Annotated in this window: 23 protein-coding genes and 1 tRNA gene (1 of these 24 running past the window's edge); 9 read left to right on the forward strand and 15 right to left on the reverse strand. The window is 67.6% G+C overall.

Annotated features, from left to right (window positions below; all coding sequences use genetic code 11):
* Positions 1-143, reverse strand: partial view of a rhomboid family intramembrane serine protease gene (locus P7B02_RS13880; RefSeq protein ID WP_277786932.1) — the start only. It extends 514 nt beyond the left edge of the window; 143 of the gene's 657 nt are visible here — the first part of the coding sequence; the start codon lies at positions 141-143; its stop codon lies off the left edge, out of view.
* A gap of 119 nt (positions 144-262) precedes the next feature.
* On the opposite strand from P7B02_RS13880, the gene P7B02_RS13885 reads away from it, so the two are divergent.
* Together P7B02_RS13885 and P7B02_RS13890 are read left to right on the forward strand one after the other, a co-directional pair.
* A complete protein-coding gene (locus P7B02_RS13885; RefSeq protein ID WP_277786933.1) occupies positions 263-3,136 on the forward strand; it encodes a M16 family metallopeptidase in 2,874 nt (957 codons plus the stop codon).
* Positions 3,137-3,229: 93 nt separating this feature from the next.
* Positions 3,230-3,778 (forward strand): PAS domain-containing protein, encoded by a 549-nt coding sequence (locus P7B02_RS13890; protein ID WP_277786934.1) that lies wholly within the window; start codon positions 3,230-3,232, stop codon positions 3,776-3,778.
* Here the strand turns inward: P7B02_RS13890 and P7B02_RS13895 are convergent.
* From P7B02_RS13895 to P7B02_RS13910, 4 genes are all read right to left on the reverse strand, one after another.
* Positions 3,775-4,719, reverse strand: coding sequence for an aldo/keto reductase (locus P7B02_RS13895; protein ID WP_277786935.1), 945 nt, complete (start codon positions 4,717-4,719; stop codon positions 3,775-3,777). The genes P7B02_RS13890 and P7B02_RS13895 overlap by 4 nt on opposite strands.
* Before the next feature lie 36 nt (positions 4,720-4,755).
* A complete protein-coding gene (locus tag P7B02_RS13900) occupies positions 4,756-6,417 on the reverse strand; it encodes a choline dehydrogenase (protein WP_277786936.1) in 1,662 nt (553 codons plus the stop codon).
* A 105-nt stretch (positions 6,418-6,522) separates the two neighbouring features.
* On the reverse strand, positions 6,523-7,170 hold the full coding sequence (locus P7B02_RS13905; RefSeq protein ID WP_277786937.1) for a glutathione S-transferase family protein: 648 nt from the start codon (positions 7,168-7,170) through the stop codon (positions 6,523-6,525).
* A 105-nt stretch (positions 7,171-7,275) separates the two neighbouring features.
* The gene (locus tag P7B02_RS13910) at positions 7,276-7,803 is read right to left on the reverse strand and encodes a gamma carbonic anhydrase family protein (RefSeq protein WP_277786938.1); all 528 of its coding nucleotides are present in this window, start codon (positions 7,801-7,803) and stop codon (positions 7,276-7,278) included.
* A 318-nt stretch (positions 7,804-8,121) separates the two neighbouring features.
* Here P7B02_RS13910 and P7B02_RS13915 point away from each other — a divergent pair, with 318 nt between their 5' ends.
* Complete coding sequence (locus P7B02_RS13915) at positions 8,122-8,898, forward strand: PhoH family protein (protein ID WP_277786939.1); 777 nt, start codon at positions 8,122-8,124, stop codon at positions 8,896-8,898.
* A 114-nt stretch (positions 8,899-9,012) separates the two neighbouring features.
* On the opposite strand, the gene P7B02_RS13920 is transcribed toward P7B02_RS13915, so the two are convergent.
* A complete protein-coding gene (locus P7B02_RS13920; protein ID WP_277786940.1) occupies positions 9,013-9,618 on the reverse strand; it encodes a TetR/AcrR family transcriptional regulator in 606 nt (201 codons plus the stop codon).
* A 66-nt stretch (positions 9,619-9,684) separates the two neighbouring features.
* On the opposite strand from P7B02_RS13920, the gene P7B02_RS13925 reads away from it, so the two are divergent.
* A complete protein-coding gene (locus tag P7B02_RS13925; RefSeq protein WP_277786941.1) occupies positions 9,685-10,950 on the forward strand; it encodes an MFS transporter in 1,266 nt (421 codons plus the stop codon).
* On the opposite strand, the gene P7B02_RS13930 is transcribed toward P7B02_RS13925, so the two are convergent.
* Both P7B02_RS13930 and P7B02_RS13935 read right to left on the reverse strand, forming a co-directional pair.
* Entirely contained in the window at positions 10,947-11,153 is a 207-nt protein-coding gene (locus tag P7B02_RS13930) for a DUF3126 family protein (protein WP_277786942.1), read from the reverse strand. The two genes, P7B02_RS13925 and P7B02_RS13930, sit on opposite strands and share 4 nt — an antisense overlap.
* A gap of 76 nt (positions 11,154-11,229) precedes the next feature.
* Positions 11,230-12,132, reverse strand: a complete 903-nt coding sequence (locus P7B02_RS13935) for a LysR substrate-binding domain-containing protein (RefSeq protein ID WP_277786943.1) — start codon at positions 12,130-12,132, stop codon at positions 11,230-11,232.
* Positions 12,133-12,206: 74 nt separating this feature from the next.
* Here P7B02_RS13935 and P7B02_RS13940 point away from each other — a divergent pair, with 74 nt between their 5' ends.
* A complete protein-coding gene (locus P7B02_RS13940) occupies positions 12,207-12,359 on the forward strand; it encodes a hypothetical protein (protein ID WP_277786944.1) in 153 nt (50 codons plus the stop codon).
* Here P7B02_RS13940 and cysE read toward each other — a convergent pair.
* Together cysE and P7B02_RS13950 are read right to left on the reverse strand one after the other, a co-directional pair.
* The gene (gene cysE / locus P7B02_RS13945) at positions 12,356-13,186 is read right to left on the reverse strand and encodes a serine O-acetyltransferase (protein WP_277786945.1); all 831 of its coding nucleotides are present in this window, start codon (positions 13,184-13,186) and stop codon (positions 12,356-12,358) included. The genes P7B02_RS13940 and cysE overlap by 4 nt on opposite strands.
* 18 nt (positions 13,187-13,204) lie before the next feature.
* Complete coding sequence (locus tag P7B02_RS13950; protein WP_277786946.1) at positions 13,205-13,813, reverse strand: NUDIX domain-containing protein; 609 nt, start codon at positions 13,811-13,813, stop codon at positions 13,205-13,207.
* An 80-nt stretch (positions 13,814-13,893) separates the two neighbouring features.
* On the opposite strand from P7B02_RS13950, the gene P7B02_RS13955 reads away from it, so the two are divergent.
* Positions 13,894-14,508: a nitroreductase family protein gene (locus P7B02_RS13955; RefSeq protein WP_277786947.1), complete on the forward strand. Its 615-nt coding sequence runs from the start codon at positions 13,894-13,896 to the stop codon at positions 14,506-14,508.
* Here P7B02_RS13955 and queF read toward each other — a convergent pair.
* Positions 14,505-14,957, reverse strand: a complete 453-nt coding sequence (gene queF, locus P7B02_RS13960) for a preQ(1) synthase (RefSeq protein ID WP_277786948.1) — start codon at positions 14,955-14,957, stop codon at positions 14,505-14,507. The genes P7B02_RS13955 and queF overlap by 4 nt on opposite strands.
* Before the next feature lie 80 nt (positions 14,958-15,037).
* Here queF and P7B02_RS13965 point away from each other — a divergent pair, with 80 nt between their 5' ends.
* From P7B02_RS13965 to P7B02_RS13975, 3 genes are all read left to right on the forward strand, one after another.
* A complete protein-coding gene (locus tag P7B02_RS13965; protein ID WP_277786949.1) occupies positions 15,038-15,841 on the forward strand; it encodes an SDR family NAD(P)-dependent oxidoreductase in 804 nt (267 codons plus the stop codon).
* A 230-nt stretch (positions 15,842-16,071) separates the two neighbouring features.
* A complete protein-coding gene (locus P7B02_RS13970; protein ID WP_277786950.1) occupies positions 16,072-16,755 on the forward strand; it encodes a TorF family putative porin in 684 nt (227 codons plus the stop codon).
* A 96-nt stretch (positions 16,756-16,851) separates the two neighbouring features.
* Positions 16,852-16,936, forward strand: a tRNA-Leu gene (locus tag P7B02_RS13975).
* 317 nt (positions 16,937-17,253) lie between these two features.
* On the opposite strand, the gene P7B02_RS13980 is transcribed toward P7B02_RS13975, so the two are convergent.
* The 4 genes from P7B02_RS13980 to P7B02_RS13995 are packed head-to-tail and all read right to left on the reverse strand — an operon-like array spanning position 17,254 to position 22,619.
* Positions 17,254-18,444, reverse strand: coding sequence for an SGNH/GDSL hydrolase family protein (locus P7B02_RS13980; protein ID WP_277786951.1), 1,191 nt, complete (start codon positions 18,442-18,444; stop codon positions 17,254-17,256).
* A complete protein-coding gene (locus tag P7B02_RS13985; protein ID WP_277786952.1) occupies positions 18,441-19,193 on the reverse strand; it encodes an SDR family NAD(P)-dependent oxidoreductase in 753 nt (250 codons plus the stop codon). The genes P7B02_RS13980 and P7B02_RS13985 overlap by 4 nt, the downstream gene beginning before the upstream one ends.
* Entirely contained in the window at positions 19,193-20,473 is a 1,281-nt protein-coding gene (locus P7B02_RS13990; protein ID WP_277786953.1) for an MFS transporter, read from the reverse strand. The genes P7B02_RS13985 and P7B02_RS13990 overlap by 1 nt, the downstream gene beginning before the upstream one ends.
* A 22-nt stretch (positions 20,474-20,495) precedes the next feature.
* Complete coding sequence (locus tag P7B02_RS13995; protein WP_277786954.1) at positions 20,496-22,619, reverse strand: heparinase II/III domain-containing protein; 2,124 nt, start codon at positions 22,617-22,619, stop codon at positions 20,496-20,498.
* Positions 22,620-22,666 lie beyond the last annotated feature (47 nt).

Here is a 22,666-nt window from a genome sequence, read left to right on the forward strand (position 1 = left end):
AGAGCGTAGACCCCCGCATCATCGAGCAGGCGGCTCTGCAACGGATAGCTGCCGAGGATCGCCACGGTCAGCATCAAGGCCGGCCATGGAGCGTTGAACGCGGGCTCGCGCGGCGGAGGCGCGGGATCGTTAATCTCGTACATCACGCTTCATATGGGCGATCACGCGCGGGTAGGCCACGCAAATCGAAGCCCAAACGACGCCTTGCTTGCGCCGCATCCGACAGCGAAGGTGCGCGCCCCTACAAATGCCCAGGCGACTTATGCTGCGCACGTCCCGGCCGCTCCTGATCACGGCCTCCGTCCTCGCCCTTTCGATCTCCGCTGTCGGCGGCGCATCGGCCCTTCCCTTCCTTGGCGGCGACAAGGCCGCGGCGGTTCAGGCGGCGCCCAGGCCCGGCCAGTGGCCGCAGGCGGCCTCCGACATCGCGGCCGACCCGTCGATCCGCTTCGGCTCCCTGCCCAACGGCATGCGCTACGCGATCCGGCGCAACGCCACCCCGCCGGGCCAGGCCTCGATCCGCCTGCGCTTCGACGCGGGCTCGCTGATGGAGACCGAAGCTCAGCAGGGCCTCGCTCACTTCCTGGAGCACATGGCCTTCAACGGCTCCAAGACCGTGCCCGAAGGCGAGATGATCAAGATCCTGGAGCGCCACGGCCTGGCCTTTGGAGCGGACACCAATGCGTCCACCTCCTGGAACGAGACGATCTACAAGCTCGACCTGCCCAAGACCGACGATGAGACGGTGAAGGTCAGCCTCGACCTGATGCGCGACGTGGCCAGCGAACTGACCATCTCGGGTGAGGCGGTGGATCGCGAGCGCGGGGTCATCCTGTCGGAGGAGCGCGACCGCGACACGCCCGCCTATCGCGTCTTCAAGGAAGGCACCGCCTTCCTGCTGAAGGGACAGCGCCCGCCGGAGCGCCTGCCGATCGGCAAGGTCGATGTGATCAAGACCGCGCCCCGCGAGCAGCTGGTGGACTATTACCAGCGCTTCTATCGCCCAGAACGGGCGGTGCTCGTGGTGGTCGGCGACTTCGACGTCGACGCCATGGAGGCGAAGATCAAGGCCCGCTTCTCGGACTGGCAGGGCGTGGGGCCCGCCGGCGCGGATCCGGACCTTGGCGCTGTCGCCAAGCGCGGCGTCGACACCAAGGTGATCGTCCAGCCCGGCGCGGCGACCTCCTTGCAGGTTTCGTGGCTGAGCCCGCCGGACCTGGCGCCGGACACCAGCGCCGTTCGCAAGCGCGACCTGATCGAACGCCTGGGCTTCGCGGTCCTGAACCGCCGCTTCAGCGCGCTCAGCCGCGGGTCGGACCCGCAGTTCATCGCCGCCGGCGCGTTCGCGTTCGACCAGTTCCATGCTGCCAGGGCCACGACCATCAGCGCCACGGCCGAGCCCACGGGATGGCGTCAGGCCCTGGCGGCCATTGACCTGGAGCAGCGGCGCATCGCCAGGTACGGCGTGCGCCAGGACGAGCTGGACCGGGAGATCGCCGAGATCCGCACCGGACTGGAGGCGCGGGTCGCCGGCGCGGCGACCCAGCGTACGCCGGTCCTGGCCAACATCATCGTGGGCAGCCTGGACGACCATGAAGTGGTGACCAGTCCCGCCCAGGACCTGGCGTGGTTCAACACGGCGGTGAAGGACCTGAAGGCCGAAACCGTGTCGGACGCCATGAAGAAGGCGTTCGAGGGCTCCGGTCCGGTGGCGATCCTGTCCACCGGCTCGCCCGTGCAGGGCGGCGACAAGGCTCTGGCCGATGAACTGGCCTCGGCCCGCAAGGTCGAGGTGACGCCCCAGGCCGCCAACGCCTCCATCGAGTGGCCCTATCTGAGTTTCGGCACGCCTGGGACGGTGGCCGAACAGAAGGATGTCACCGATCTGGACGCGACTTTCATCCGTTTCACCAACGGCGTGCGCCTGACGGTGAAGCCGACGAAGTTCCGCGACGACCAGGTGCTGGTGAAGGTGCGGATCGGCGACGGCTATCTGGGCCTGCCGTCCGACCGGCAGAGCGCCGGTTGGGCCGGCTCGTCCTTCGCCGAGGGCGGCCTGGCCAAGATCAACGCCCAGGACATGGAGCGTGTGCTGGCCGACAAGGTCTGGGGCGCGCAACTGGGCACCGAGGAGGACGCCTTCACCCTGAGCGGCGGCACGCGGACGGCTGATCTGTCCACCGAACTGCAGGTCCTGGCCGCCTACGCCACCGAGCCCGGCTGGCGGCCGGAGGCTTTCCAGCGGATCAAGACCTTCGGCCAGACCCTGCACGACCAGTACGAAGCCACCGACAACGGCGTGCTGGCCCGTGATCTCTCCGGCCTGCTGCGCAGCGGCGACCGGCGCTTCACCTTCCCAAGCCGACAGGAGATGGCGGCGGCGAAGATCGAGGACCTGAAGACCCAGCTGGCGCCGCTCTCCACCGGGCAGATCGAGGTGATCATCGTCGGCGACATCACCGTGGAGAAGGCGACCCAGGCGGTGGCCGAGACCTTCGGCGCCCTGCCCGCCCGGATGGAGACCGGGACGCCGGGGCCCGAGGCGCGCGTCACCGCCTTCCCCAAGCCGACGGCGACGCCGGTGCGCCTGACGCACAAGGGCCGCGAGGACCAGGGGATGGCCTATATCGCCTGGCAGACGGACGACTTCTTCGCCAACCCGCAACAGGCGCGGAACATCACCATCCTGGCCGATGTCTTCCGCCTGCGCCTGCAGGACGAGCTGCGGGAGAAGCAGGGCGCGACCTACTCGCCATCCGCCGGTTCGACCGCTTCGTTCGTGTGGACCGACTTTGGCTATGTGGCCGTCAGTGTCGAGGCGCCGCCGGCCACTCTGGATTCAGTGTTCAAGACAGTGTCCGAAATCGCCGCCGACCTGCGCGCCAAGCCGCCGAGCGATGATGAGCTCGCCCGGGCCAAGAAGCCCCGGCTGGAAGGCCTGGAGAAGGCGCGGGTGACCAACGAGTACTGGGTCGGCCAGCTTTCCGGCGCCCAGACCGATCCGCGACGGCTCGATGCAACCCGTTCGGTCCAGGCGGGCGTCGAGCGCGTGTCGCCGCAGGACGTGCAGAAGGCGGCGCAGAGCTTCCTGGGCGACGACCGCGCCTGGAAGCTGGTGATCGTTCCGGAGAAATAGCCGCTTTTGTGCCGGAATGGGACAGGTCACCCCTGGCCCGGGATTCGCAAGCAAGCCCTGTGCGGTCGCGGAAGGCCGCGCAGGAGCCATGCGATGTTTCATCCCGGCACGCAGAAGCTGATCGATTGCTGGACCACCGCGCGGGTCGATTCGACCGCGCCGTCCCGCCGCGACATCGATCCGGCGAACTTCGCCAAGCTGCTGCCGCAGGTGTTCATCCTCGGACGCCATGGTCCTGGACTCTATCCCTTCCGGCTGGCCGGGGGATTTCTCAATTCTGTCCACGGCGGCGGGCTGAACGGCAAGAATGGCCTGCGCCTGTGGTCGGTGGCCGATCGTCCCAAGATCCAGGCCGCGTTGGAATCGATCCGCCGCGTGGCCGAGCCCGTGGTCATCACCACGGAACTGACCGCCGAAGGCATGCCGGCCGCCAGCATGGAGGTGCTGCTGGCGCCCATGGCTGGGCCTGACGGCGAGGTCGACCGGTATCTCGGCCTCTATCAGCCGACGGCGCCGCTGCAGCGGAACAACGATGAAGTGGTCGAGGCCATGGTCATGCACTCGATCCACTGGGCCGATCCGGCGGTGGCGGCCTCGCCCGCCCTGCGCCTGGCGACGCTGGACGGGCGGCGGATCGCCTAGAGCGCGCTCGCCGTATCCAGCCGCAGAACCTGTTCGGCGGAGAGGGAGAGCCGCGCCGCGCCCATCAGGTCATTCAATTGCCCGACGCTGGTCGCGCTGGCGATCGGAGCGGTGATCGACGGGCGGGCCATCAGCCAGGCCAGGGCCACCTGGGCCTGAGTCGCGCCCAGCTCGGCCGAAACCGAATCCAGGGCGTCCAGAATCCGCAGGCCTCGCGCATCGAGGTACTTCTTCACACCACGTCCGCGCGGGCTCTTGCCCAGGTCCTCTTCCGCCCGGTACTTGCCGGTCAGAAAGCCGCTGGCCAGGCCGTAGTAGCAGATGACGCCGATCTGGTTTTCCAGGGCCGCGACCTCCAGCCCTGACTCGAATTCCGAACGGTCATAGAGATTGTAGCCAGGCTGAAGGGTCTCGTAGCGCGGCAGTCCCTTGTCGCCGGCCACCTTCAGCGACTCGGTCAGGCGCGGGGCGGTGAAGTTGGATGCGCCGATCGCCCGCACCTTTCCCGCCTTGATCAGGCGGTCATAGGCCTCCAGCGTCTCGTCGATGGGCGTGGCCTCATCATCCTCATGCGATTGGTAGAGGTCGATGACGTCGGTCTGGAGCCGCTGAAGCGATCCTTCCGCCGCCGCGATGATGTTGGCGGCGGACAGGCCGGGGTGTTTGGGCCACTTGGCGACCTTGGTGGCGATGATCACGTCGTCGCGGCGGCCGCGATTCTTCAGCCACTTGCCGATGATCATCTCCGACTCGCCGCCCACATGGCCGGGAACCCAGGCCGAATAGACGTCGGCGGTGTCGATGGCGTCGAATCCCCCATCCACGAAGGCGTCCAGCAAGGCGAAAGACGTCGCCTCGTCCGCCGTCCAGCCGAACACGTTGCCGCCGAACATCAGCGGCGCAATGGACAGGCCTGAACGGCCGAGGGGACGTTTGCGCATCAGGAGACTCCGTACAGGGGGATTCGACTCATAACGTCAGGCGGCGGCCATCCGTTCGTCGCCGAACACCGGGACATCGAGCGGAGCCAGCATCGGGCGGCCGCGCAGCAGATCGGCGGCCTTCTCCGCGATCATGATCGTGGGGGCGTTGGTGTTGCCCCCGACCAGATTCGGCATGACCGAGGCGTCGATGACGCGAAGCCCGGCGATTCCCTGCACGCGCAGCTGATCGTCGACCACCGCCATGGCGTCGCCGGCCACGCCCATGCGGCAGGTGCCGACTGGATGATAGATCGTCTCCGCGCTGCGGCGGATCCAGTCGTCGATATCCGCGTCGCTCTTCACATCCGCGCCCGGCGCGTGTTCGGCGCCGCGATAGGGATCGAGGGCGGCCTGGGCGGCCACGTCGCGGGCGATCTTCACCCCCTCGCGCATGGCCCGGCGGTCTTCCTCGGTGGCGAGATAGTTGGCGAATATGGCCGGGTCGGCCAGCGGGTCGGCGGAGGTCAGGCCGATGCGGCCGCGGCTTTCGGGGCGAAGCTGACAGACGTGCTGGGTGAAGCCGTCCTTCTCCACCTGCACCTTGCCGTGATCCTGCATGATGGCGAGGACCACATGGATTTGCAGGTCAGGGCGATCAAGCTCGGGGCGCGATTTGAGGAAGGCGCCCGATTCCAGGAAGTTCTGCCGCCCGAAGCCCTGGCCGAACAGCATGTAGTTCAGGCCGGTCGCCAGCTTCTTCAGCCCCTTGTTATAAGAGTAGGCGGTGATTGGCTGGGTGACGTCCCAGCTGAGGCAGACATCCAGATGGTCCTGGAGGTTGGCGCCGACGCCCTTCGACTCATGGACCGTGGCGATCCCGTGCCTCGCCATTTCGGCCGGATCGCCGATTCCCGACAGCTGGAGAATCTGCGGCGACTGCACCGCCCCGGCGCAAAGCAGCACCTCGGCGTCGGCATAGGCGGTCCTGGCTTCCGCGTTCTTTCCCTGGACATAGTCTACGCCGACCGCGCGGCCGTTCTCGACGCGGATCTTCGTGGTGCGCGCGGCGGTCTCGATGGTCAGGTTCGGGCGCTTCAGGGCCGGGCGCAGATAGCCGGCCGAGGCGCTCCACCGCTGGCCGTCATGGATGGTCAGGTCGTAAGGGCCCCAGCCCTCCTGCTGATGGCCGTTGAAGTCGCTGGTCACCGGATGGCCCGCCTGGCGGCCCGCCTCGATGACGCTGGAATAGATCGGATTGGGCGACTTGCCGCGCGAGACCTTCAGCGGCCCCTCCCCGCCGTGATAGTCGCAGCCGCCGTTTTCGAAGCACTCCGACTTCTTGAAGTAGGGCAGCACCTCCGAATAGGACCAGCCCGCCAGGCCCATCTGACGCCACTGGTCGTAATCGCGCGCATGGCCGCGGATGTAGATCATTCCGTTGATCGAGGACGAACCGCCCAGGCCCTTGCCGCGCGGCCACCACAGGCGGCGGTCGTTCAGATGCGGCTCCGGCTCGGTCCAGAAGCCCCAGTTGTAGTCGCCCTTGGCCTTTATCAACTCGCCCACGCCGGCGGGCATCTTCACCAGAAGCGAGCTGTCCTTGCCGCCCGCCTCCAGCAGCAGGACCCTGGTGTCGGGATCTTCCGTCAGACGCGCGGCCAGCACGCAGCCGGCGGAGCCCGCCCCGATGATGATGTAGTCGTAGCGTCCGGCCATGACCGCCGCCTCCCTAACTTATCGTTGTTAGGTTGAAGATTGAGGGCGTGTGCGGTGCGGTGGCAAGGGCGCCGTTGCGGAAGCGTGGATTGTGCGCCCGCGCCTCTAGCCGCGACCAATCTCCGACGCCTCTATCACGTCGGTCTCGGCCTCGCCCGCCGCGAGCCATTCGAGCATCAGCGGATGGCTCAGCAGCGCCTGCTGATAAGCCAGCGGGCGGCCGGTCAGTTCGTAGCCGAAGCTCTGGAAGCGCGTGGCGATGGGGGCGAACATCATGTCGGCGGCGCCGAAGTCGCCGAACAGCCACGGCGCGTCGCGGCGGCCGGCGGTCTCCCAGATCTCCAGCACGCGTTGAATGTCAGCCTCGACCGCGTGAGTGATCACCGCCCTGCGGTTTCGGGCGCGGGTGTTGCAGGGCATGGCGGCGCGCAGGTCGTTGAAGCCGGCGTGCACCTCGGCCGCGTAGCTGCGGGCCCGGGCGCGGTCGGCGGGGTCGGTCGGCCAGACACCGCCGAAGCGCTCGGCCACATACTCAAAGATGGCCAGGGTGTCCCAGACGGCCAAATCGCCGTCCTTCAGCATCGGCACCATGCCGGTCTGGCCGCCGAGGGCGCGGACCTGATCGCGGGCGCCGTCGGAATAGATCGGGATCATCACCTCGTCGAAAGCCGCGCCGACGGTCTTCAGCAGCAGCCAGGCGCGCATGGACCAGGACGAGTAGTTCTTGTTGCCGAGGACGAGGGTCAGGGACATGGGGCGCTCCTGTTGAAAAGGTGCGCGGTCGTATGGCCCGCGTCGCGCGACATGGAAAACGATGTTCCCTCACACCGCTGTGCCGTCCGCTCACATCGGGTCGGCTCAGACCGGGGTCATCTCGCGGGCGTAGCGCTTCCAGTTCTCCACGTAGTGAAGGGCCGACCCGGTGAGGATCTGGCTCTGGTGCTCGCTGACCTCGCGGATCACCTTGCCCGGGGCGCCCATCACCAAGGAGTTGTCGGCAATCTCCTTGCCCTCCGGAATCAGGGCCCCGGCGCCGATGAGACAATTGCGGCCGATCCTCGCGCCGTTGAGGACAATGGCCCCGATGCCGATCAGGCTGTTGTCGCCGATGGTGCATCCATGAAGCATGACCATATGGCCGATGGTGCAGTTGGCCCCGATGGTCAGCGGAACGCCAAGATCGGTATGGAGTACAGAACCGTCCTGGATGTTGCTGTTCTCGCCGATCGTTATGGGATCATTGTCACCACGCAGGATGGCGCCGAACCAGATGCTGGCGTTTTTCTTGAGGACGACGTTGCCCATCACGCTTGCATTGGGGGCGATCCAGTATTCGCCTGCGGGCGGAAGGGTCGGAGCGACGGCGCCCAGCTTGTAGACACTCATATGACACGCCTTCTTAATTTAAGCGTCGCGCTTGCTTAATGGATCGGAAACCACGTTACCCTCATTCTAGTGAGGCGATTCGAGAGGTGGAAAACTTCTCTGATCCCGCCACGGGCGACTGTCCGTCCGTGGTCTCCTTGAGACGGAGTTTCGGGTGTCGCGTATGGGTCCCTGGCGGGGTTTGGAACCGCCTTCTGTCGGAAGCGTCTACGGACCGCCGGGCCCTGCTCGCCCCTCTGTCTCATCCCTCCCCACTGACCACCCCAAGGGCGCATCCATGCGGACGCGTCCTTTTTTCATGCCCCAACGGAGGCTTTGATGACCAAGCGTGCTCTGAAGCGGATGGTGCGCGAAGGCGCTTTCGATTCTGCGCAGTTCGAGGACGACGGGAAGGTTCGCCGCTTGCCGGTGGATCGCGGCGGCTGGTCGCCGGTCAATCAGGGCGGGCGTGGGGATGATCGAGAGCAGGGGTACGTAAAAACAATAAAACCAAAGTCCGTCGGCCAGGCGCAGCTGATAGAGGCGATCGACAGCAAGAACCTGGTCATGGCGCTTGGCCCGGCGGGCACCGGCAAGACCTACCTGGCCATCGCCAAGGCGGTCGAGGCCCTGGAGGCCGGCAAGGTCGGCCGCATCGTCCTGTCGCGCCCGGCGGTGGAGGCCGGCGAATCCATCGGCTTCCTGCCCGGCGACATGGAGGACAAGCTGGCCCCCTATCTGCGGCCGCTCTACGACGCCCTGTCGGACCGCCTGTCCATGAAGCGGGTCCGGGCCCTGATGGCCGAAGGCGCCATCGAGATCGCCCCGGTGGGCTACATGCGCGGCCGCACGCTGAACAACGCCTTCGTGGTCATCGACGAGGCCCAGAACTGCACCTACGTGCAGCTGAAGATGCTGCTGACCCGCCTGGGCTGGCACTCGACCATGGTGGTCACCGGCGATCCGCACCAGTCGGACCTGCTGCCCGGGGTCTCGGGCCTGGCGGAAGTGGCCGAGAAGTTCGACCCGGTGGACAACATCGCTGTCGTCCGCCTGGCCGAGCGCGACATCGTCCGCCACCCGCTGGTGGCCGAGATGCTCGGCGTCCTGACCTGAGGCCTTAGATCCCCCCGCTGGGGGAGGGGAACCGCGAAGCGGTGGAGGGGGCTTGCTGACTCAGCAGGCCCCCTCCGTCCTTTCAGGACACCTCCCTAGGGGGAGGATTGTCAATTACGCTCCCAGATGTCTCGCGATGAGCGCCTCGGCGGCCTCCCCGGCCCGTTGCGCCGGGCCGTCGGGCCCGTGGACCTGACGGGTCACATAGACGCCTTCCAGCAAGAGCAACAGCTCGTCCGCCAGGGCTTGCGGATCAGCCGCCCCCATGGCGCGCGCCATGGTGGTGAGCCGCTCGCGCTGGCGGCGCTTGAAGCCAAGGGCCTCCGCCCGCACCAGACTTGCCTGCGGGTACTCCACCGCCGCGTTGGAATGGGCGCAGCCGCGATAGTCGGGCTGCTTCGATCGCTCGGCGGCGCCATGGAAATAGGCGGTGATCGCGGCGCGCGGATCATCGGGATGCGCGGCGACCGCCGCGTCCAGACGGCTCCAGAACCCGCCCTCCTGACGCTGCAGCACCGCGGCGGTCAGTTCGTCCTTGGAGCCGAAGGCGCGATAGAGGCTGGGCTTTCCCACCCCCGCCACATTGACGATCTCCTCCACCCCAACGGCGCGGATGCCTTGGGCGTAGAAAAGGGATTCGGCGGCGTCGAGGACCTTGTCGCCGGCGCGGCGCGGCGCGGCGTCTTCGGGCTTAGAGGGGATCTGGACGGTGTCGGACATCAGCTTCACTTGACAATGTAACCGATCGGTACGCTTATGCTCGAAAGCAACGTACCGATCGGTTACATGACCCTACGCCTTCCCAGGGCCCTTGGCCAGAACTACGCCTTCGTCGTCGCTGGCGTGATCTTCCTGTCGCTGCTGTCGGCCGCCGCCCTGCGCTCGGCGCCCGGGGTGCTGATGAAGCCGCTGGAGGACGCGTTCGGCTGGAACCGGGGCACGATCTCCCTGGCCGCCGGGATCGGAATTTTCCTCTACGGCATGACCGGGCCGTTCGCTGCGGCGCTGATGTCGAGCTTCGGCCTCAGGCGCGTGGTGGTCATCGCCCTTTCGATCATGGCCCTGTCCACCGGCGCCTCCGCCTTCATGACCGAGCCCTGGCACTATGTGGCGACCTGGGGCGTGATCAGCGGCCTGGGCAGCGGGGCGGTGGCCATGGTGCTGGGCGCCACCGTGGTGAACCGCTGGTTCGTCACCAGGCGCGGTCTGATGACCGGCCTGCTGACCGCCAGCACGGCGACGGGCACCCTGCTCTTCCTGCCGCTGATGGCGTGGGTGACCCAGCAAGGCGGCTGGCGTCCGGTCGTGATCGGCATCGCGGCGGTTATGGCCCTGCTCGTGCCCCTGGCGGCGCTGCTTGTGCCTGACCGCCCGTCAAGTGTGGGGCTGAAGCCCTATGGCGCGGGTGAAGACTACATGGAGCCCGAGGCGATTCCCGCCGGCAAGGCCCTGGGCTACGCCTTCGACGCCCTGTTCCGGGCGTCCAGGACCCGGACCTTCTGGCTGCTGTTCGTGGGTTTCTTCATCTGCGGCCTGACCACCAACGGCCTGGTGGGCACTCACATGATCGCCCTATGCGCCGACCGGGGCATGGCACCGGTGCAGGCTGCGGGCCTGATGGCGCTGATGGGCCTGTTCGATCTGGTGGGCACGACCCTGTCGGGCTGGGCCACGGACCGGTACGACCCGCGCAAGCTGCTGTTCGCCTATTACGCCCTGCGCGGGCTCAGCCTGATCTACCTGCCCTTTTCGGACTTCTCGATCGTGTCGCTGAGCGTCTTCGCGATCTTCTACGGGCTGGACTGGATCGCGACGGTGCCGCCGACCTTGCGGCTGGCCAATGAGGCGTTCGGGGATCGTGACGGGCCGATCGTGTTCGGCTGGATCGCGGCCGGTCATCAGATCGGGGCGGCGACGGCCGCCATCGGAGCGGGCGTGCTGCGCGCGGCCCAGGGGCGCTATCTTGAGGCCTTCGTCATGGCCGGCGCCGCCGGCATGATCGCGGCCGCCGCATCGCTTTCGATCCGGCGGCCTGTCTTGAAGCCGGCCTAGTCGAGGTCTTCGGCCAGGATCGCCATCTGGAAGGTGAAGGAGCCGTCTTCGTCCTCATCTTCGTAGATGACGCCGATGAACTCGCCCTTCAGTTCGACCTCGGCGCTGTCCTTTTGCTTGGGACGGGCCTTCAGCGCGATGTGCGGGTTGCCGAAAGTGCGCTTCATGTGCGCTTCGATCCGGGCGATGTCCTTGTCGTCCACGGGGGTGGCTCCTTGGTTGCTCTGCGCCGTGGCGCTTGGGCGCGAACCTAACGGCCTGAGCCGAAGCCGCAACCCGCTAAAGCACATCACCTGTGGGCGGAGCGGGCGTCGCGGCTCCTTGAGCCACCAGCCAGTCGCGAAACAAACGCACGGGACGGGTCAGGCCGCCGCGCGGCGTGATGGCGGTGATCTGCGCTTCGCCGTCGACAAATCCCAGCGGAGCGACCAGCCGGCCGATGGCCAGATCGCGCTGCACGAAGCCCCACGGCCCCATGGCGACGCCGAGGCCGGCGGCGGCGGCCTCCAGCATGTAGAAGTAGTGATCGAACTCCCGATCCACGGGCGGTCGCGGCAGGGTGATTCCCGTGCGCAGCTCCCATTCGGACCACGCCGGCAGGAAGGTCTTGGTGTGCAGGCGCGGCAAGGCGGCCACCGCCTCCACCGACGCGGCCTCCTTCAGCAGGCCCGGCGCCATGACCGGCCCCTGATAGTGCTGCATGAACGGCGTCGCCTCGGCGCCCGCCGGAATGCCCGTGCCGGCCGCGCCCAGCCGGATCGCGAGATCGGTGTCCGCGAAATCCACCGGACCGTTGGTCTCGTGGAGGCTCACGGGCACGTTCGGGTGTGCATCGACGAAGTCCGGCAGGCGCGGGATCAGCCACTTCATGGCGAAGGTCGGCTGCACCGTGACCCGCAGGCCTTCGACCACGTCAGGCCGCTTGGGCAGGCCCTGCTCCACCAGATCGAAGGCCTGGGTGAGCGCTTGGGCCAGCTTCAGGCCCGGCTCGGTGAGGCGCAGGCGATTCTTGGGGCCTTCTGTGAGACGCACGCCCAACTGATCCTCAAGGCTGCGGACCTGACGGCTGACCGCGCCATGGGTCACGAACAGCTCGTCGGCCGCCGTGGTCATCCGGCCGTGACGTCCAAACGCCTCGAAGGCGCGCAGGGCGTTGAGGGGCGGGAGCGGTCGGCGGGCCATTGTGCGAAAACCTCACAGATGGCTGCTGATAAGTCGTTTGTGCGCGGACGGCAACGGCGGCATCAGACTGGCCGATGAACCAGACAGCAAAGACAAGCCGTCGCCTGACCCTGAACGAGGTTCTAGCGGTCGCCCTCATCTGGGGGGCGGTGATCTATGGATTGAGCACCCGGCCGAGCGAGGCGCGGACCGAGGCCCACGCCGTCGCTCAAAGCTGTGGCGGCTAGATCGAGTAGTCGTAAACCGCGTCGGCCAGGGTGTGGTCCATGGTCCTGGCCGGCTCCTCGCAGGAGGGGCAGTTGACCAGGCGGGCCGGAACTCCGGCGGCGGTGCAGTGCGCCGGCACGGGTTTGAGCACCACCGAGCCGGAAGCGATCTTGGCGTAGTCGCCGATGGTGATGTTGCCCAGCACCTTGGCCCCCGCGCCCAGCAGGACGCCCTTGCCGATCTTGGGGTGACGGTCGCCGCGCTCGGCCCCGGTGCCGCCCAGGGTCACCCCGTGCAGCATGGAGACGTCGTCGCCGACCACCGCCGTCTCGCCGATGACGATGCCGGTGCCATGGTCCATGAAAACGCCGGCGCCGATGCGGGCGGCGGGGTTGATGTCGATCTGGAAGAGCTCGCTGACCCGGCTTTGCATGTACCAGGCCATGGTCTCGCGCCCCTGGCTCCACAGCCAGTGGCTGACCCGGTGGGTCTGCAGGGCAAGGAAGCCCTTGAAGAACAGGAACGGCTGGACGTAGCCCTTGCAGGCGGGATCGCGCTCGAACACCGCCTTCAGGTCCGCCTCGGCGGCGGCGATCAGGGACGGGTCGGTGCGAAAGGCCTCTTCGGCCACTTCACGGGCGCTCATGGCCCGCAGCTCCTGGTCACCGACCTTGCGGGCGATCTGGTAGGACAGGGCCGCTCCGAGATCGGCGTGCGAGAGGATCACCGCGTTCAGCAGCGAGGCCAGGGCCGGCTCGGCCTGGGCGGCGCGCTGCGCCTCGGCGCGCAGGGCGGCCCAAACGGGCGGCGCGGCGGCGGGCTCGACGACTTCCAGATGTTTGGCCATGGCTCTCCCTCTCGCCGCCTAGCCTAGCACAAGTCGCGCCAGGCCGTGCGGCAGCTCTCCCTGCACGGCCATATGGTGGACCCGCAGGAGCATCGCCAGTGTGAGCATGTCGGGCATGTGCCCCGCCACGGCGGCGTCCAGAGCCTGACGGAACGGGACCCGGGCGATGGCCAGATCCTCCGTCTCGTCCGGGGCGGCCCTGCCAGCGGTCAGACCGGTGGCGAGATAGCCGAAGGCGACCTCGTCGGTGACGGAGTTGGAAAGCTGGGTGTTGAGGATCAGCGTCCAGTCCTTGGCGATCAGGCCCGTCTCCTCACGCAGTTCGCGCTTGGCGCCGGCCAGCGGATCCTCGCCCCGAGGCGCGCCGCCCTCGGGAATCTCCCAGGAATAGTCACGATGGGCGAAACGGTTTTGCCCCACCAGGGTGACGGTGCCGTCCTCATGCAGGGGGACCACGGCGGTGGCTATGGTCTTGAAACTCACCACGCCATAGCGCGCCGAGCGGCCGGTGGGAGACGTCGCGTCGTGCTCGCGCACCGCCAGCCAGGGGTTTTCGTAGACCACCTTCTCGCTGTTGCTCACCCAGGGTTTGCCGTGAGCGCGAAGCCAGGCGGGTTTTTGCGACATGTTCTCAACTGCGCCTTGTTTGCGCGACAGCGCGGCCATAGGTCATGCATCGCGCTTAACCGTTTTTGCCCGAGGCCGTCTTGCGACATTCCATCCCGCCCGCCCCAGAATTCGGCGAACCCCTGCCGATCAAAGCTTCGCCCGCCGTTCTGGATTTCCTGGCGCGGCGACGCTCGGCATCGGCGGTGAGCCTGACTGAACCGGCCCCGGACGCCGGTCAACTGGCCGACATACTCACTTTAAGCGCCCGCGTGCCCGACCACGGCAAGCTGGCCCCCTGGCGCTTCATCCTGCTGCGCGGCGAGGCGAAGGCCGCCTATGCGGGCAAGCTTGAGGCTCTGGCCCAAAGCCGTGACGACACGATCAAGAAGACGGCGGCGCTCGCCAAGCTGAAGACCCCGCCCCTGGCGGTCGTGGTCGTCTCGAGCCCCAAGGCTGGCAAGATCCCGGAATGGGAACAGGTGATGAGCGCCGGCGCGGTCTGCGCACAGATGCTTCTGGCGGCCTCGGCCATGGGCTTCGGCGCCAACTGGATCACCGACTGGTACGCTTTTGACGAGGAGGCGCTGGCGCTGCTGCGCCTGACGGATGGCGAGAAAGTCGCCGGCTTCCTCTACCTGGGCACGTCGGCCGAGGCTCCCCTGGAGCGCGTGCGTCCGGACGTGGCCGCGCTCACCACGGAGTGGTCGGTCTAGCGTCCGCGGTAGGCGGGGACGCCCTGCTCGGGGACCCAGAGACCCTTGGGCGCCTCGCCGGTCTGCCAGAAGACGTCGATGGGAATGCCGCCGCGCGGGTACCAGTAGCCGCCGATGCGCAGCCAGCGCGGGGCGGCGATCTCGACGATCTTGCGGCCGATGGCGACGGTGCAGTCCTCGTGGAAAGCGCCGTGGTTGCGGAACGAGCCGAGATAGAGCTTCAGCGACTTCGACTCGATCAGCCAGTCGCCCGGCGCGTAGTCGATGACCAGGTGCGCGAAATCCGGCTGCCCGGTGACCGGGCACAGGGAGGTGAACTCCGGCGCCACGAAGCGCGCCAGATAGAGCACGTCGCTCTGCGGGTTCGGCACGCGTTCGAGAACCGCCTCGGAGGGGTCCTTGGGATAGGCCACGTCGCGGCCAAGCTGGGTCAGGTGCGTCTCGTCCATCCGCGCCACTTAACACCGCCGCGCCTCAAGACAAGGCCTGCCGCCGCCGCTAGGCTTGCGCAAAACAAGCGGAGGACGACATGGCGGGACGGGATTTCGACGGCTGGACAGTGGTTGTGACCGGGGCTTCGACGGGCCTGGGCCGCGCGATCGCGGTGGAGGTCGCCAGCCGGGGCGCGGGAACCGTGGTCGTCAACTACGCCCGCAGCGAAGCCGAAGCCGCCCAGACCGTGGGGCTGGTCGAGGCGCGGGGCGCGCGGGCCGTCCTGATCCAGGGCGACGTGGCCGAAGACGCCGACTGCCGCCGGATCGCCGAGGCCGCCGCCTCCACCGGACGCATCGACGCCCTGTTCAACAACGCCGGGACCACGGTCTTCGCGCCGGACCACGCGGACCTGGACGCTGTCTCGGCCGACGACTTCCTGCACCTCTACAAGGTCAATGTGGTGGGGGCCTATCAGATGGTCCGCGCCGCCCGGTCCCTGCTGGAGGCCGCGCCGCAGCCCGGCGCCGTGGTCAACACCGCCTCAATCGCGGGCGTCACGGGCATCGGCTCGTCCCTGCCCTACGCCGCCTCCAAGGGGGCGATGAACACCATGACCCTGTCGCTGGCCCGGGCGCTTGCGCCGAAGATCCGGGTCAACGCCATCTGCCCCGGCTTCATCGACACCCCCTGGTTCGGCAAGGCGATGGAGGAGGAGCGCATCGCCCGAATGCGCCAGGGCGTCATCGCCTCCACCCCGCTGAAAGCCGCCTCCACCGCCGAGGACATCGCCGGAGCGGCGGTGTTCCTGGCCTCACCCGCCTCGCGGCATGTCACAGGTGAGACACTTTTAGTCGATGCCGGCACGCACCTGGGTTTCGCTTCGCTTTCAATGCGATAGCCGAAGGGCGCCCACGCACCGCGCACGCACAAGCTCAATTTTTAAGCAGTCAGCCACCGCTTCGCTTAACTATGCGACAGGCGGATGGGAGCGCGCGCCCGGGGTCCGCCGAACATTGCTTCCCCACGAATGTGTCACTGAAGCTGCGCTCTAGGGCCACTCAGCACCTACCTCCGACGTCGGGAGGGGCCCGGCGTCGGAGACAAAAAAGGGGATACAAATTGAAGACCTTGAAGCTAGCGCTTAGCGCCGCGGCTGCCTCGTTGCTCATGGCCGGCGCCGCCGCCGCCCAGGACAGCGGTCCGAGCTTTTCGTTCAACCTCGGCCTCGCCTCCGACTACATCTTCCGAGGCGTGACCCAGAGCGACGGCGACCCGGTCGTCTTCGGCGGCGCCGACGTCACCGCCGGCAAGTTCTATGCGGGCGTCTGGGCCTCCAGCCTCGACTACCTCGACTCCACCGACGCTGAAATCGACTACTACTTCGGCGTGCGCCCGACCTTCGGCCCGATCTCGGCCGATTTCGGGGCGATCTATTACACCTATATCGATCAGCCCACGGGCGCTGACTACAACTACTGGGAATTCAAGGCCGCCGCCTCCGTGCCGGCCGGCGCGGGCTCCGTGGGCACCGCCATCTATGTCTCGCCTGACTACTTCGGCGCGGGGGTGAAGGAGACCGCCTATTACGAAGTGAACGCCGCCTATCCGGTGATGGACAAGCTGTCCTTGTCCGGCGCGCTTGGCCGCCTCGATTACAAGGGCAACGGCGACTACACGACCTGGAACCTCGGCGGCAGCTACGCCCTGACCGACAACCTTTCGATCGACGTGCGCTACGCCGACACCAGCCGTCACGAATTCGGCACCTATTACGAGGAGTCGTTCACCGCGACCCTGAAGGCCACCTTCTAGGGTCCGGCCTCACCGACAAAGGGAAAGCCGCCGCGCGGGACCGCGGTGGCTTTTTCTTTTGCGCCTTACCCCTGGCTGCCTTAAGCGCAGGACGGCGGGGACGTGGCGGAATGGTAGACGCACCGGACTTAAAATCCGTTGGCCTCTGGCTGTGTGGGTTCGAGTCCCACCGTCCCTACCAGACCTCCCGGTCGGGACGTCTGGGCGGCATCCGCCGGGAAACCGGCCGCATGCTCTCAGCGGCGACTTGGACGGCAAATGATCGCCAAGCGTCAGCGACCAGTTTCGGACGTCTTTGTCTTGGGTTCCGAAGGCCCCGAGGACGTCTGGTTTGGAGACCGCCACTAGCGCGCGGCTTAAGCCGACGGCTGAAGGGAAATGGTGATGGCCACGTCTGACAACGACTTTGTCTCGCCCCTGCCGCATCCGGGGGAAATCCTTCGAGAGGCTCTGGTCGCTTGGCGCCTGGTCGGCGTCAGGAACGCTGAGCCCCCCGCTTCACTTCGCGCACCTGGCTCCAAAGACTGACAGGTCGATGGCCTTGGCCATGGCTTCATAGCCCTGGTCGTTGGGATGCAGGCGGTCAGCGCGCCCGAAGGCCTTGAGCAGCGCCTCCGGCCGGGCCGGATCACGTGTCGCCTTGTCGAAGTCGACCACGGCGTCGAACTCCCCGCTGTCGCGAATAAAGGCGTTGACGGTCTGCCGCGCGCTTTCGGAACGCTCGTCGAAACGTTCAGAGTCCGCGAACGCCGTCAGGGTGCCGCCGATGACCTTGATCCCCCGCAGATGCAGACGGCCGATGACCTGCCGATAGGCGGCGATCACCTCCTCGGGCGTGCGGCCCACATTGGCGGGATCGCCGTCATGGCGGATGTCGTTGATGCCCTCGATCAGGATCACATGGGTGACGCCCGGCAGGGAGAGCACGTCGCGGTCGAGGCGCGCGCGGACGTTCGGGCTGCGCCCGTCGCGCACCACCTGATTGCCGCTGATCCCGGCGTTCACGACCACGAAGGCTCCAGGACAGGCGGCTTCGAGGCGGCGGCCAAGGACGGAGGGCCAGTCGGCCTCCGCGCCCAGGGTCGAGGTCGCGCCCTCGGTGATGGAATCGCCCAAGGCGACGACAACCGCGGGCGGCCTTTCGGTGAGGGCGTAGACGGCGGAAACGAAGCTCTGGCGACGTTCCAGCCGCGCATCGGACGACACAGCTGCGTTGCCGGCTCCCAGGCGGACGGCCGTGCGCCGCACGACGCCGCGCGTGGGCCCCGGCGCATGCAGGCTGACCGTCAGAAAATCGGAGCGCTTCAGGGTGATCGGCAGGGGATCGCTGACCAGCGCAACGCCCGCGGGAACGACGATGTCGCGCGCGCCGCTGAAGGTGACCGGAAGCACGCGCCCGTCAGGGCCGGCGGCGGTCAGGAAGTCCAGCGCCAGCGGCGCCTGGCCGACCTCGTTGCTGATGCGCAGGCGCACCGCCTTGGCCGCGACACCCATGCGGATGTCCTGGCGGACGGTCTGGTCCAGATAACCCAGCGGCGCGTCGGGCGTGCCGTCGAACCGCGCCGGAGCCGCCGAAGCCGTCCAGGCTGGACGCCACTCCGCCGTCTTTAGGGCAGCCTTCTGGGCGGAGGCGGGCGGGCCGGCCAGCGCCAGGGCAAGCGCGATCGTGATCCGCCCGCCGCGCGTCACGAGAAGAACATCCCGCCGTTGATGTCCAGGTTCACGCCGGTGACGAAGGCGGCCGCGTCCGAGGCCAGGTAGGCCACGGTCTCGGCGACCTCCTCCGGGCGGCCCTGGCGGCGCAGCGGCGTGTTGCCGGCCACGGCGGTGCGCACTTCCGGCTTGGTGAAAATGTCGTGGAAGCTGGTGGCGATCATGCCCGGGCACAGGCTGTTCACGCGCACGCCTCTTGGCCCCAGCTCCTTGGCCATGGAGCGGGTGAAGGTCATCACCGCGCCCTTGGAGGTCGCATAGATCGAGGCGCCCGGCCCGCCGCCGTCACGGCCGGCCTGGGACGAGAAGTTGATTATGGAGGAGCCCTCCGGCATCAGCGGCGCCACCGCCCTCGTCATCAGGTAGGCGGACTTCAGGTTCAGGGTCATGACCTTGTCGAAGAAGGCCTCGTCGATGTCCGCCAGGGGACGCCGCTCGACCATGCCGCCGGCCAGGTTGACCAGGATGTGGACCTCCTTGCCGTAGGCGGCCTTGGCCGCCGCCACCAGGGAGTCGACACCCGCGGCCGTGGTCACGTCGGCGCGATGCACGATGGCTTCGCCACCCGCCGCGCGGACGCTTTCCAGCGTTTGCGCCGCGCTGGCCTCGTCATTGGCGAAGTTGATCACGACCTTCGCCCCTTCGCGGGCGAGAACGCGGGAGACGTCGCGGCCGATGTCGCGGCCACCGCCGGTGACGATGGCGACCTTGTCCTTGAGGCGCATTAGGAGTCCTTCAGAGCAATAGGGGTGGCCGCCTGGACCGGCGCGATGCGACCGGTGACGAACCACAGGGAGAGGATGGAAAGCGGAACCAGGGCGGCGACCAGGATGAAGATCGGGCCGTAGGAGACCTTCGTCATCACAGGCACCAGCCAGGTGGTGATCAGGGTGCCGGCCACCGCCGCCATGCCGCCGATGCCGGCCAGGGAGCCGACCGAACGGCCGTCGAACAGGTCGCCGGGGATCGTCTGGATGTTGCCAATGGCGATCTGGAAACCGAACAGCACGCCGGCGATGACCAGGACCGCCATAGTCGGATCGGTCATGTTGGGCGCCGCCACCAGACAGGGCGTCATGATCAGGCCGCCCAGGGTGACGGTGAGCTTGCGCGCCATGCCGGGCGAACGGCCGGACTTGATCAGCCAGCCGGACAGCCAGCCGCCGAACATGCTGCCGATCATGGCCCCGACATAGGGGACCCAGGCGAAGATGCCGATCTGCTTGATGTCGAAATTGAAGGTCTCGGCCAGATAGATCGGCAGCCAGGAGACGAACAGCCACCAGATGGGGTCGAGGAAGAAGCGCGACAGGATCACGCCCCAGCTCTGCCGGTGCGACAGCAGTTGGCGCATGGTGGGCACATAGACCGGCGCCAGCGCTTCGTCGGAAGCATGAGCCTGGGGCTTGTCCAGGATCAGCGCGCGCTCGGCGGCGCTGACCCACGGATGGCGGTCCGGGCCCGCGCGATAGATCACCAGCCACGGCAGCAGCCAGATGAAACCCAGGGCGCCCACCAGCAGGAAGGTCCCCTTCCAGCCGATCCACAGGAAAATCAGGGCGATCAAAGGCGCGGAGATGATGGCCCCGACCGAGGCGCCGGCGTTGAAGATGCCTTGGGCCAGGGCCCGCTCCTTGGCCGGAAACCATTCGGCGTTGGCCTTCACGGCGCCGGGCCACGCGCCCGCCTCGCTGATGCCCAGCATGGCGCGGAAGATGCTGAACGAGGCCACCGAACTGGCCAGGGCGTGCAGCGCGATGGAGATCGACCAGACGCCGATGGACAGGGCGAAGCCCAGCCGCACGCCGATGGCGTCGAACAGCTTTCCGAAAACGAACTGACCCAGGGCGTAGAACAGCATGAAGATGGTGACCAGGAGGGCGTAGTCCTCCTTGGTGGCCCCGACCTCGGATGCGATCTCAGGCCACATCACCGCCAAGGCGTTGCGGTCGATGTAGTTGACCACCGTGGCCACGCCGATCAGGCCGATGATGACCCACCTCATGCCGGACTTCATCATCGTCTCCTTAGTGGTCGAACCGGGCGTAAGGCCCGGTCCACTCGTAGACCTGGCCGTCGATCCGCACGGCGTGAGCGGCGGTCTTGGAGGCAACGTCGGCCACGCCGAGCGCGAGCCGCTTGCCTGAGGCCAGGGTCAGCACGATGACCTCGGCGCCCTCGCCGCGCGCGCGGGCGATGTCACGGATCTGGCTGGTCGCTCCAGACACGGTCTCGGCGGTGGGGTCATAGGCGCCGTGCGGCTCCAGCACCGAGAAGAAGCTGGCTCCCGCCTGCCCCTGCATCCGCTGGATCAGGGCCGGCTCGCGCCGCAGGTTGAACTTTGGATCGTTGGCGCCGCTCTCGACCAGCAGGGCGCTGGTCGGAGCCGACGCCGCGAAACGGTAGGTGTAGAATCGCTTGCCCAGCAGCCAGGTGAGGCCGCGGCTCTGGCTCGAAGGCGCCGCGACCGCGTCGACCCACAGATGCTGATAACCGGAATCCTTGCCCAGCACGGGGCGCTCACGGACGGAATGCTCCGCGTCGAAAACCGTGATGATGTGGCCGTTGAAGTGCAGCGGCAGGTCGTAGGTCGTCGGCGACCTCGCGTCGGCGCGGAACAGGTCGACCACCACCGGGTAGGCAAGATCGGGGTGCTCGACCATGGCAAGGGTGCGGGTCAGGACGACACCCTCATAGGCCTTGTCCATGCGGGCCGAGGCGATCTGCAGCCCCTTCCCCGCCTTGAAGAACAGGGGCTTGGTCGGATGCGCCTCGCCCACGCGCCAGTCGGCGCCGAACTGGCTTTTCTCGCCTACGACCAGGGTGTTGTGGGCCACCGTCTGCATGGCCCAGCTGTCATTCTCGTCCAGGTAACCGCCGCCGCCCTTGGCCTCGACATTGAGGAACCGGGCGGCGCCGTAGTCGCGCACCACGGCATGGCCGTCGTCGTAGAACAGCCAGTTGAGGCGGTCGAAGTGGCCGTGCCCCTGCCCCTGCTGGGTGTTCTTCATCACCAGCGCCTGGCCGTCGGCGCCGCCGCGTCGCAGGAACACCAGATCGCCCAGGTCCCCGTTCGGCCCGTCACGCAGCTCCATCGACCGGAAGTCGAAGGGCTTGGCCATTCCCTCCGCGACGCCCCGCGCCACCGCCAGGCCGTCAGGCGAAAGGATCGTGCGTCCCTGCTGCCCGGCGATCGACAACAGGCCCGCGTCGCGGGTTTGGGCGTAGGCGATGGCGACGCCGGTGACGATCTCCTCGGTGTCCAGCCCCTTGTCGGGCATGGCGTCGTTGATCGGAAACAGCTTGCCCCCGTAGGACGATTGGATCACCGCATCGACGGCCTTCAGCAGGACGCCGTCGCGCCGCTTGAAGATGCCGCGCGCCGGTTCGTTCTGCTGGATCGCCCGCGCGAAGATGATGAACGGCGCCAGGGCGTAGCGCTGATAGTACGGCCCCTCGGCATAGTAGCCGTCGGGCGAGAACAGCTCGTCCACCTGGCGCAGGAAGCCGGCCTTCCCGTCACGCGCCGTCCCGTTCAGGGCGCGCTCCACCAAAGTCCGGTCGCGCAGCACATAGCCGGTCATGCCGACCCCGGCCGTGGCCCAGGTCGCATGGTTGTGGATCCGGTCGAAGTACCCGGCGTTTTCTTCCGACAGGAAGCGAGCCATGCGGCGGAAGACGTCGTCGTCGATCCTGCGGCGCTGGTCGGCGGTCAGGGTGTCGCGGATGGCGTCATAGCCCTGGGCCGAGTAGACCAGCCAGACGGAGTCGTTCAGCGCCTGCCAGAACAGCCGCCCCTTCACCGACGACTTGCCCGCCGGGTGGTTCGACAGGGTCGGATAGAGTCGGGCGTACTCCAGCAGCAGATCCCGGGCGAAGTCGGCGTAGGCGCGGTCGCCGGTCAGACGGTAGAGGGCGCCCGCCCCGGCGATGGCCTTGTAGTTGGCCTTGTGCTGTTCGTGGGTCAGGCCGCCGCCCAGGTCGCGCGGCTGAGGAACCTTGATCCCGGCGGCCATGGCCGCGCGAAGCTCGCGCTCGACCCGCTCGCGCTCGGCGGCGAACATCGGGTAGCGCTCGCCCGCCTGGGCCATGGCGCGCCACTGGTCGGCCGAAACAAGGACAGGGGCGGCCTCACTGGCCAGCACGGCCACGGGGGGATTGGCGCTGTGCGCAAGGGCGGCCGCCGGTGCTCCGACGG

The organism is Caulobacter segnis (genome assembly GCF_029543125.1).
GTDB lineage: Bacteria > Pseudomonadota > Alphaproteobacteria > Caulobacterales > Caulobacteraceae > Caulobacter > Caulobacter segnis_D.